Consider the following 9,726-nt stretch of genomic DNA (forward strand, 5'->3'; position numbering starts at 1 on the left):
CTACTTGATGTCATTGATGTAAATTATTGATTATCAGTATAATATACAAATAATTAATAACTTTGACAACTATAAATCAACTGATTATCTAGCTTTTATCAAAGAAAAAGTGTGAGTTTGCCCTGAATAAGACATCGATATATAATTAAATTTTAGTTTCATTTATTTAACTTTGCAACTTTCCAAAAATACAATGGCAAAACAAGAAGAATATATAGAAGTATTTGGAGCAAGAGTACACAACTTAAAAAATATTGATGTACGAATTCCCAGAGAAAAATTGGTAGTGATAACTGGTTTAAGTGGTAGTGGAAAATCATCCCTAGCATTTGATACTATTTATGCAGAAGGTCAACGTAGATATATTGAAACTTTTTCAGCGTATGCACGACAATTTTTAGGTGGATTAGAACGCCCCGATGTTGATAAAATTGAAGGACTTTCCCCAGTTATTTCTATTGAACAAAAAACTACTAATAAAAATCCGCGTTCAACGGTTGGAACTATTACTGAAATTTATGACTTTTTAAGGCTTTTATTTGCCAGAGCTTCAGATGCTTATTCCTATAATACCAACAAAAAAATGGTAAGTTATAGCGATGAACAAATCAAAAACTTAATTTTAAATGAATTTGACGGAAAAAAAATAATGGTTTTAGCTCCTATTATTAAATCTAGAAAAGGACATTATCGCGAATTATTTGAGCAAATTGCTAAACAAGGTTTTGTTCGGGTTAGAGTGGATGGAAAAATAAAAGAGCTAGAAAAAGGGATGCGTTTAGATCGTTATAAAATCCATGATATTGAAATTGTTATTGACCGCCTATTGGTTAATAAATCTTCCGAAAAACGTTTAGAAGAAACCATTACAACTGCTTTATATTCAGGAGATAATGTACTTATGTTAATTGATTATGACTCAGAAATTCCAAGGTATTTTAGTAGAGATTTAATGTGTCCTGATACGGGTATTTCTTATCCAAATCCAGAACCAAATTCTTTTTCATTTAATTCTCCAAAAGGAGCTTGTAAAACGTGTAACGGATTAGGAAAAAACAACAAAGTAAATACCAAAAAAATAATTCCTGATACTTCAGTTTCTATAAAAAATGGTGGAATTATTCCTTTAGGCGAACAAAAAAATAGTTGGATTTTTAAACAACTTCAATTAATTGCAGAACGTTACCATTTTCAACTAACTGATCCTATTTCTAAAATACCAAAACCTGCCTTAGATATCATTTTAAATGGAGGTAATGAAAAGTTTGAAATTGTATCAAAAACAATGGGAATTACTCGTAATTATGAAATTGATTTTGAAGGAATTATAGCCTTTATTGAAAATCAATATCAACATAGTGAAAGCAGTTCCATAAAACGCTGGGCTAATAATTTTATGGATGAAATGCCTTGTGAAACTTGTAAAGGTAATCGACTAAAAAAAGAAGCTCTATTTTTTAAAATAAATACTAAAAATATCTCAGAACTTGCTCATTTAGACATTCAAGAATTAGCAAAATGGTTTTCTAAAATAGAAGAAAAATTAACTGATAAACAACTTAAAATTGCTTCTGAAATTTTAAAAGAAATAAGAACTCGTATTCAATTTTTATTAGATGTTGGTTTAGGGTATTTAACCTTAGATAGAAGCTCAAAATCTTTATCTGGCGGTGAAGCTCAACGAATTAGGTTAGCCACACAAATTGGCTCACAACTAGTTGGTGTTTTATATATTTTAGATGAACCAAGCATTGGATTACATCAAAAAGACAATCAAAAACTGATTAATTCCTTACTAAATTTACGCGATATTGGAAACTCAGTAATTGTGGTAGAACATGATAAAGAAATGATTGAGCATGCAGATTTTGTGTTAGATATTGGTCCTGGTGCTGGCATGCACGGCGGAGAAATTGTAAGTGAAGGTAATTTTCAGCAATTAATAAAGCATAATACTTTAACCGCTGACTATTTAAATGGAAAAAGAAAAATTGAGATACCGAAAAAAAGAAGAAAAGGAAATGGACACAAAATCACTTTATCTGGTGCAACTGGAAACAATTTAAAAAATGTAACCGTTAGTTTTCCTTTGGGAAAAATGATTTGTGTTACCGGAGTTTCTGGTAGTGGAAAATCAACCTTAATTAATGAAACTTTATACCCAATTTTAAATAAACACATTTATAGAGGTGTTAAAAAACCAATGCCTTATAAAAAAATTGAAGGATTAAATTACGTTGATAAAGTTATAGCAATTAATCAATCTCCAATTGGAAGAACTCCGCGCTCTAATCCTGCAACTTATACCGGTGTTTTTAGTGAAATTCGAAATTTATTTGCTAAAACTAGTGAAGCAGCTATTAGAGGTTATAAGCCTGGAAGATTTTCTTTTAACGTAAAAGCAGGAAGATGTGAAACATGTCAAGGTGCTGGAGTTAGAGTAATTGAAATGAATTTTTTACCAGATGTTCATGTAACCTGCGAAACTTGTCAAGGCAAACGATTTAATCGAGAAACTTTGGAAATCAGATACAAAGGAAAATCTATTTCTGACGTGTTAAATATGACTATCAATGTTGCTGTTAAATTTTTTGAGAATATTCCTAAAATTTATAGAAAATTAAAAACCATACAAGATGTTGGTTTAGGGTATATAACTCTTGGTCAGCAATCTACAACATTATCTGGAGGAGAAGCACAACGCATAAAGTTAGCTTCAGAATTATCTAAAAAAGATACAGGAAATACTTTTTACATTCTAGATGAACCTACCACAGGACTTCATTTTGAGGATATAAGAGTACTTATGGGAGTGCTTAATAAATTAACGAATAAAGGAAATACTGTTTTAGTAATTGAACATAATTTAGATGTAATAAAACTAGCAGATTATATTATTGATATTGGTATGGAAGGCGGAAAAAAAGGTGGTACAATTATTTGCCAAGGCACTCCGGAAGAAATTATTAAACACAATAAAAGCTACACTGCCAAGTTTTTAAAAAAAGAATTAACTTAGCCATTCCATTTTTAAAAAAAATAAAATGACAAAAAAAGAAGAAAATATTATACATAATAAATTTAAACAAAAAACTTGGAACGAAGTAAAAACCAACGACTCTTGGGCAATTTTTAAAATTATGGCCGAATTTGTTGAAGGCTTTGAGCGTTTAAGTAAAATTGGTCCTTGTGTAACTATATATGGTTCAGCACGTACAAAACCAGATCACAAATACTATAAATTAGCAGAAAGCATTGCCTATAATTTAACAAAACATGGTTATGGTGTTATTACAGGTGGTGGTCCTGGAATTATGGAAGCAGGGAATAAAGGAGCAAATCGTGGTGGTGGAGTATCTGTAGGTTTGAACATTGAATTACCTCATGAGCAACATGAAAACCCTTATATTGATGATGATAAAGTATTAGATTTTGATTACTTTTTTGTGCGTAAAGTAATGTTTACTAAATACTCTCAAGGTTTTGTAGCAATGCCCGGTGGTTTTGGAACTATGGATGAACTTTTTGAAGCCATAACCTTAATTCAAACTAAAAAAATAGGAAGATTTCCAATTGTTTTAGTAGGTACCGATTTTTGGTCACCTTTAATCGATTGGATTAAAAACACCTTAATTGAGCAAGGGAATATAAGTAAAGAAGATTTAAATCTTTTCTCTGTGGTTGATACTGAAAAAGAGGTTTTGGAGGTAATTGATTCATTTTATAATAAATATAATTTTAGTCCTAACTTTTAAGATACCCCAGTTTGAAAAAATATATTTTAACCTTTTTATTTATTGCATTATTTTGTATCCAAAAGTCTTTTTCTCAAAATAATACTATTGATATTAATGCTAAATTAAAGGTGTCAACCCATGAAATAGAAATAACTCAAAAAACTATTTTTTATAATAATTCTGATACTATTTTAAACGAAATATATTTTCATAATTGGGCAAATGCTTACAAAGATAAAAATACACCTTTAGCAAAACGATTTGTTGAAAACTATAAAAAATCATTTCATTTTACATCCGATAAAAACAGAGGAAATACTAATATTCATAAGCTATTAATTTCAGGCAAAATAGCTAATTGGGAAATAACAAAAGTACATCCAGATATTTTAAGAATATTGTTAAACGCTCCGTTAAAACCAAATAACTCCGTATTAATTACAGCAAAATATACCATTAAATTACCCAATTCAAAATTTACTGGATATGGTTTTTCTACCAATAATTTTAATTTAAGATATTGGTATTTAACGCCCGCTATTTTTGATAAAACTTGGCAAACGTATTCCAATTTGAATATGGATGATTTATATCAAGATTTTACAAATTTCAAAATCACTTTTACAGTTCCAAAAAACTTTGAAATTCATAGTGATTTGGATAGCAATTTTATTACAAAAGGTAATGAAACTATTTATTCCTTATCAGGAAAAAATCAACTAGATGTTGAATTAAACATAGATTCATTAAAAGATTTTATTACTTATAACTCAAAACCTGTAAGCGTAATTTCTAATCTAAATTCTGAAAAGTTAAATATTCCCATTAAAACAGAAATATTAAATAGAGAATTAGACTTTATTCAATATTATTTAGGAAAATATCCTCATAAAAAAATATTAATTAACAAAGTGGATTACGATAAAAATCCAGTATATGGCTTTAATCAACTTCCATCTTTTATCGCTCCATTTAGTGATACTTTTGAATGGGACATTAAAATGTTTAAAATTATTACAGAAAAATACATCAATAATCTTTTTTTATTTAATAAACGAAAAGATACTTGGCTACCTAACGGTTTGCAAACTTATTTAATGATTAAATATGTCGAAAAATTTTATCCTGAAGTTAAAGCTATTGGAAGTGCTTCAAAACTATGGGGAATTCGCAATTTTAATTTAGCCAAAATTAGTTTCAACCAAAAATACAATTTTGTTCATCAATTTGCTGCACGTAAAAATTTAGATCAGGCATTAACTATGCAAGCTGATTCTTTATCTAACTTTAACCGAAAAATAACTAACAAATATAAAGCTGGTATTGGGTTGCAATACCTAAATCATTATTTGGGAAATAACAAAATTGATAGTGCTATTGTAAACTTTTCAAATACTTACGCCAATAAAAGAACAAAAAGCAATCTGTTTTTTAATTTCATTAAAACCAAAAAAGATCTTCGATGGTTTAAAAATGATTTTTTAAATACCAATAAAAAAATTGATTATACCATTAAAAAAATCAAACGAAAAAAAGATTCATTAGAAATAACTATTGTAAACAAACGAAAATTTACAGCACCTATAGAATTGTATGGTATAAAAAACAAGGAAATTAAATATAGAAAATGGCTTACAAATATTGATTCTATTGCTACAATAACAATTCCCAAAGACGGGTTTAATAGGTTATCCTTAAATTACGAATCATTATTACCTGAATGTAATTACAAAAATAATTGGAAAAATATTAATAGAAGTATTTTAAACAGACCTTTGAAAGTTAAATTTTTGAAGGATATTGAAAACCCATATTATAATGAGTTATTTTACACTCCCGTTTTCCGATTTAATTATTATGATGGTGCTATACTTGGTTTAGCATTATCTAACAAAACTATATTAAAGAAAAAATTTACTTATAAAGTTGTTCCTTCCTATAGCACTAAAAGTAAAACATTTTCAGGCAGTTATTCAATGCTTTATGAGTACTTACCCGAAAATAAAAAAGTAAATAAACTTGCTATTGGATTATCTGGTAGTAATTATCACTATGATAATAATTTAACCTATAACAGTTTAACTCCTTATGTTTTAGTACAATTTAAACGCAAAAATTTAAGAGATGTTAGTGGCAATGCTTTACTAGCTTCTTTTACAATGATTGATAGAGAAAAATCACCAATACAAACTCTACCTTTAGAAACCAACAAATACAATGTATTTAACTTAAGTTATGGTTATGCTAAACCTGCAATAATTGAAGATGTTAGGCTATCTACTGGGATTCAAATAGCAAATAAGTTTAGTAAAATTTCATTAAATGCAAGATATCGAAAATTAACAGATACAAATAGACAATTCGATTTTAGATTTTTTGCAGGAGTATTTTTATCTAATAAAACTGAATCTACCTATTTTAATTTTGCATTAGATCGCCCTACAGATTATTTATTTCAGTATAACTATTTAGGTAGATCAGAAACTTCAGGAATTTTTAGCCAACAAATTATTATTAATGAAGGTGGATTTAAGTCTAAACTAGAGGTTCCTTATGCTAACGAATGGCTATCAACACTTAATACCAGTATAGGAATTTGGCGATGGATTGAAATTTATAATGATGTTGGATTTGTAAAAAACAAAAATTCAAAAGTGTATTTTGCACACGAAAACGGCATACGTTTAAATTTTATACAAGATATTTTAGAAATATATTTTCCTTTTCACTCCAACTTAGGATGGGAAATTTCTCAACCTAGTTACAGTTCTAAAATTAGATTTGTTTTAGAAATTAAACCCAAAAAAATCTATAATTTTATACGTAGAGGATTTTATTAAATTTCATTATTTTTTTATAAAATTTAATATTTATCAATTTATTGCAATATTTATTGAATTTTATTCAAAAAAAATCAACATAACCTCGTTTAATTAGGATATTTTTAAAAATCATTTAAAAATTGTAAGTTTGCAATACTAAAAAAATTAATATTTATGGCTACAACTTCTACCACCAACTCTAAACAACTTTCATTTGAACAATTTAAAAAAGAAGTTCTAAATGATTATAAATTAGCTGTTATAAGTAGAGAATGTAGCATTTTAGGAAGAAGGGAAGTTTTAACTGGAAAAGCCAAATTTGGAATTTTTGGTGATGGAAAAGAAGTACCACAATTAGCCATGGCTAAAGCATTTAAAAAAGGTGATTTTAGATCTGGTTATTACAGAGATCAAACTTTTATGATGGCAATTGGAGAGCTAACTCCACAACAATTTTTTGCTGGCTTATATGCTAATCCTAGCATTAAAGATGACCCAATGTCTGGAGGCAGACAAATGGGTGGACATTTTGCTACACACAGCTTAGACAATCACGGTCAATTTAAAAATTTAACCGAACAATATAACTCAAGTGGCGATATTTCTCCAACCGCAGGTCAAATGCCTAGAATGTTAGGAATTGCACAAGCATCAAAAATATATAGAAAAGTTGATGGACTTAAAAATCCAATGTTTTCTAATAATGGAAATGAAATTTCTTGGGGAACAATTGGCAATGCAAGTACTACTGAAGGCGTTTTTTTTGAAACTTTTAATGCTGCCGGAGTGTTACAAGTTCCGATGATAATAAGCGTTTGGGATGATGATTATGGAATTTCTGTCCCAGCAAAATATCAAACAACCAAAGAAAGTATTTCTAAAATTTTAAAAGGCTTTCAACGCACAGAAAATGAAAAAGGATATGAAATTTTTGTGGTAGAAGGTTTTGATTATCCCAAACTAATTGACGTTTATGCAAAAGCCGCTAAAATTGCAAGAGAAGAACATGTTCCAGTATTAATTCATGTTAAAGATTTAACACAACCTCAAGGGCACTCTACTTCAGGTTCTCATGAAAGATATAAATCTAAAGAACGGTTAATGCATGAAAAACAAAACGATTGTAATTCAAAATTAAGAGATTGGATTTTAGAATTTGATTTAAATGATGAAAATGGAAGTTCATTAAAAATTGTAAATTCAGAAGATGAAATAATTGAGATAGAAAAAGAAGCAAAAAAAGAAGTTAGAGAAGCAAAAAGAAATGCCTGGAGTGCTTTTTTAAATCCAATACTCGAAAAAAGAAAAGAAGTTGCTATTTTACTTGAAAAAATTGCAAATACCAGCAAAAACAAAACCTTCATCCTAAAATTAAGAACGGATTTACTTAACGAAATCAATCCTGCAAGAAAAGACCTTGTTGCAACAGCTAAAAATGCTCTTATTTATACCATAAATGAAAATTCACCTATTAAAACTGAATTACAAAATTGGATAACTAATTATACTAAAACGGAACAACCAAAATTTGATTCACATTTGTATAGTATTTCGGAACAAAAAGTGAGTACTATTTCTGAAGTAAAACCAACCTATAGCCAAAATGCAAAATTAGTTGATGGAAGATTAGTTTTAAGGGAAAATTTTGATGTTCTTTTTAGTGTTCATAAAAACTTACTCATTTTTGGAGAAGATACTGGTAAAATTGGCGATGTAAATCAAGGTTTAGTAGGTTTGCAAGAAAAATATGGAGCATTGCGTGTGGCAGATACAGGCATTAGAGAAGCCACTATTATTGGTCAAGGCATTGGGTTGGCATTACGCGGATTGCGTCCAATTGCTGAAATTCAATATTTAGATTATTTATTATACGCCATACAAATAATGAGCGATGATTTAGCAACCTTACATTATAGAACCGTTGGTAAACAAAAAGCACCATTAATTGTTAGAACTCGCGGACATCGATTAGAAGGTATTTGGCATTCAGGTTCACCAATGGGAGCCATCGTACATTTGTTAAGAGGAATGAATATTTTAGTTCCTAGAAATATGACAAAAGCCGCCGGATTTTACAATACCTTATTAGAATGTGATGAACCTGCTTTAGTGGTTGAAAATTTAAATGGTTATCGATTAAAAGAAAAATTACCTAATAATCTTGGAGAATTTAAAACTCCTATTGGTGAAGTTGAAGTTATAAAAAAAGGAAATGATATTACTGTGATAAGTTATGGTTCAACTTTAAAAATTATTGAAGAAGTTATTTCCAAATTAGAACAAGTTAATATTAATGCTGAAATTATTGATGTACAAAGTCTATTACCATTTGACAAAAGTCATCAAGTTGTAAAAAGTATTGAAAAAACAAATCGATTAATTATTATTGATGAAGATGTACCTGGCGGAGCTTCAGCTTATTTATTACAAGAAATTTTAGAAAAACAAAATGCCTACCAATATTTAGATAGTAAACCTATTACTTTAACAGCTAAAAATCATAGAGCTGCTTTTGGCACCGATGGCGATTATTTTTCAAAACCAAACCACGAAACTATTTTTGAAGCAATTTATACGGTAATGAGTGAAACTAATCCAAGTAAATATCCAAATTTGTTTTAAAACAAACATTAAATAAGTTCTAATTAACTTCTTAACAATAACAAAAAATATCGTCATTACGAGGTTTTGAAAAAGCTGAAGTAATCTCTAATTTAGAAATACAGATTACATTGCTATTGCTCCTATTAACAAAAAATATCGTCATTACGAGGTTTTGAAAAAGCTGAAGTAATCTCTAATTTAGAAATACAGATTACAATGCTATTAATAGTAACTACCCGTTGTGCATTTTGATAAAATTTCGTCAATTCGAGTGAATTTTAGCCTTTTTAGGCTTAAAATTAGTATCGAGAATAGGTTTTTTAGTTAAAGACAGCCGTTCTTGATACCATTTTTTATCAAAAATTACCTGAACTGGCGTAACAACCAAAGTTCAACCTAAAAATTTACTTTAAATAACTAAAAATTAAAATGTCACTGCGAAAATTATAAACGTAGTGCAGTAATTTGAAGCAATCTTTTCATAAAAATGAGATTGCTTCTTCTTTTCGTTGCTCTTCAATCATCGCAATGACGCAGACTATTGATTTTTAGCTCTGTAATTA

Annotated in this window: 4 protein-coding genes; all 4 read left to right on the top strand. The window is 28.7% G+C overall.

Features of this window, described 5'->3' with window-relative positions; genetic code table 11:
- Positions 1-193 precede the first annotated feature (193 nt).
- Complete coding sequence (uvrA, locus tag L3J60_RS12510) at positions 194-3,019, top strand: excinuclease ABC subunit UvrA (RefSeq protein WP_291975897.1); 2,826 nt, start codon at positions 194-196, stop codon at positions 3,017-3,019.
- A gap of 25 nt (positions 3,020-3,044) precedes the next feature.
- Positions 3,045-3,755 carry a TIGR00730 family Rossman fold protein gene (locus L3J60_RS12515; protein WP_291975898.1) on the top strand — a complete coding sequence of 237 codons (711 nt, stop codon included), beginning with the start codon at positions 3,045-3,047 and terminating at the stop codon, positions 3,753-3,755.
- Between the two features lie 11 nt (positions 3,756-3,766).
- Positions 3,767-6,577, top strand: coding sequence for an aminopeptidase (locus L3J60_RS12520; RefSeq protein WP_291975899.1), 2,811 nt, complete (start codon positions 3,767-3,769; stop codon positions 6,575-6,577).
- A gap of 156 nt (positions 6,578-6,733) precedes the next feature.
- Complete coding sequence (locus L3J60_RS12525; RefSeq protein WP_291975900.1) at positions 6,734-9,181, top strand: thiamine pyrophosphate-dependent enzyme; 2,448 nt, start codon at positions 6,734-6,736, stop codon at positions 9,179-9,181.
- Positions 9,182-9,726 lie beyond the last annotated feature (545 nt).

The sequence above is a fragment of the Lutibacter sp. genome, from assembly GCF_021647475.1.
Lineage (GTDB): Bacteria > Bacteroidota > Bacteroidia > Flavobacteriales > Flavobacteriaceae > Lutibacter.

Bases quoted from the DNA above. Each gene is read 5' to 3' on its own strand.
- L3J60_RS12525 (WP_291975900.1), top strand. From the start codon at position 6,734: ATGGCTACAACTTCTACCACCAACTCTAAACAACTTTCATTTGAACAA.
- L3J60_RS12515 (WP_291975898.1), top strand. From the start codon at position 3,045: ATGACAAAAAAAGAAGAAAATATTATACATAATAAATTTAAACAAAAA.
- uvrA (WP_291975897.1), top strand. From the start codon at position 194: ATGGCAAAACAAGAAGAATATATAGAAGTATTTGGAGCAAGAGTACAC.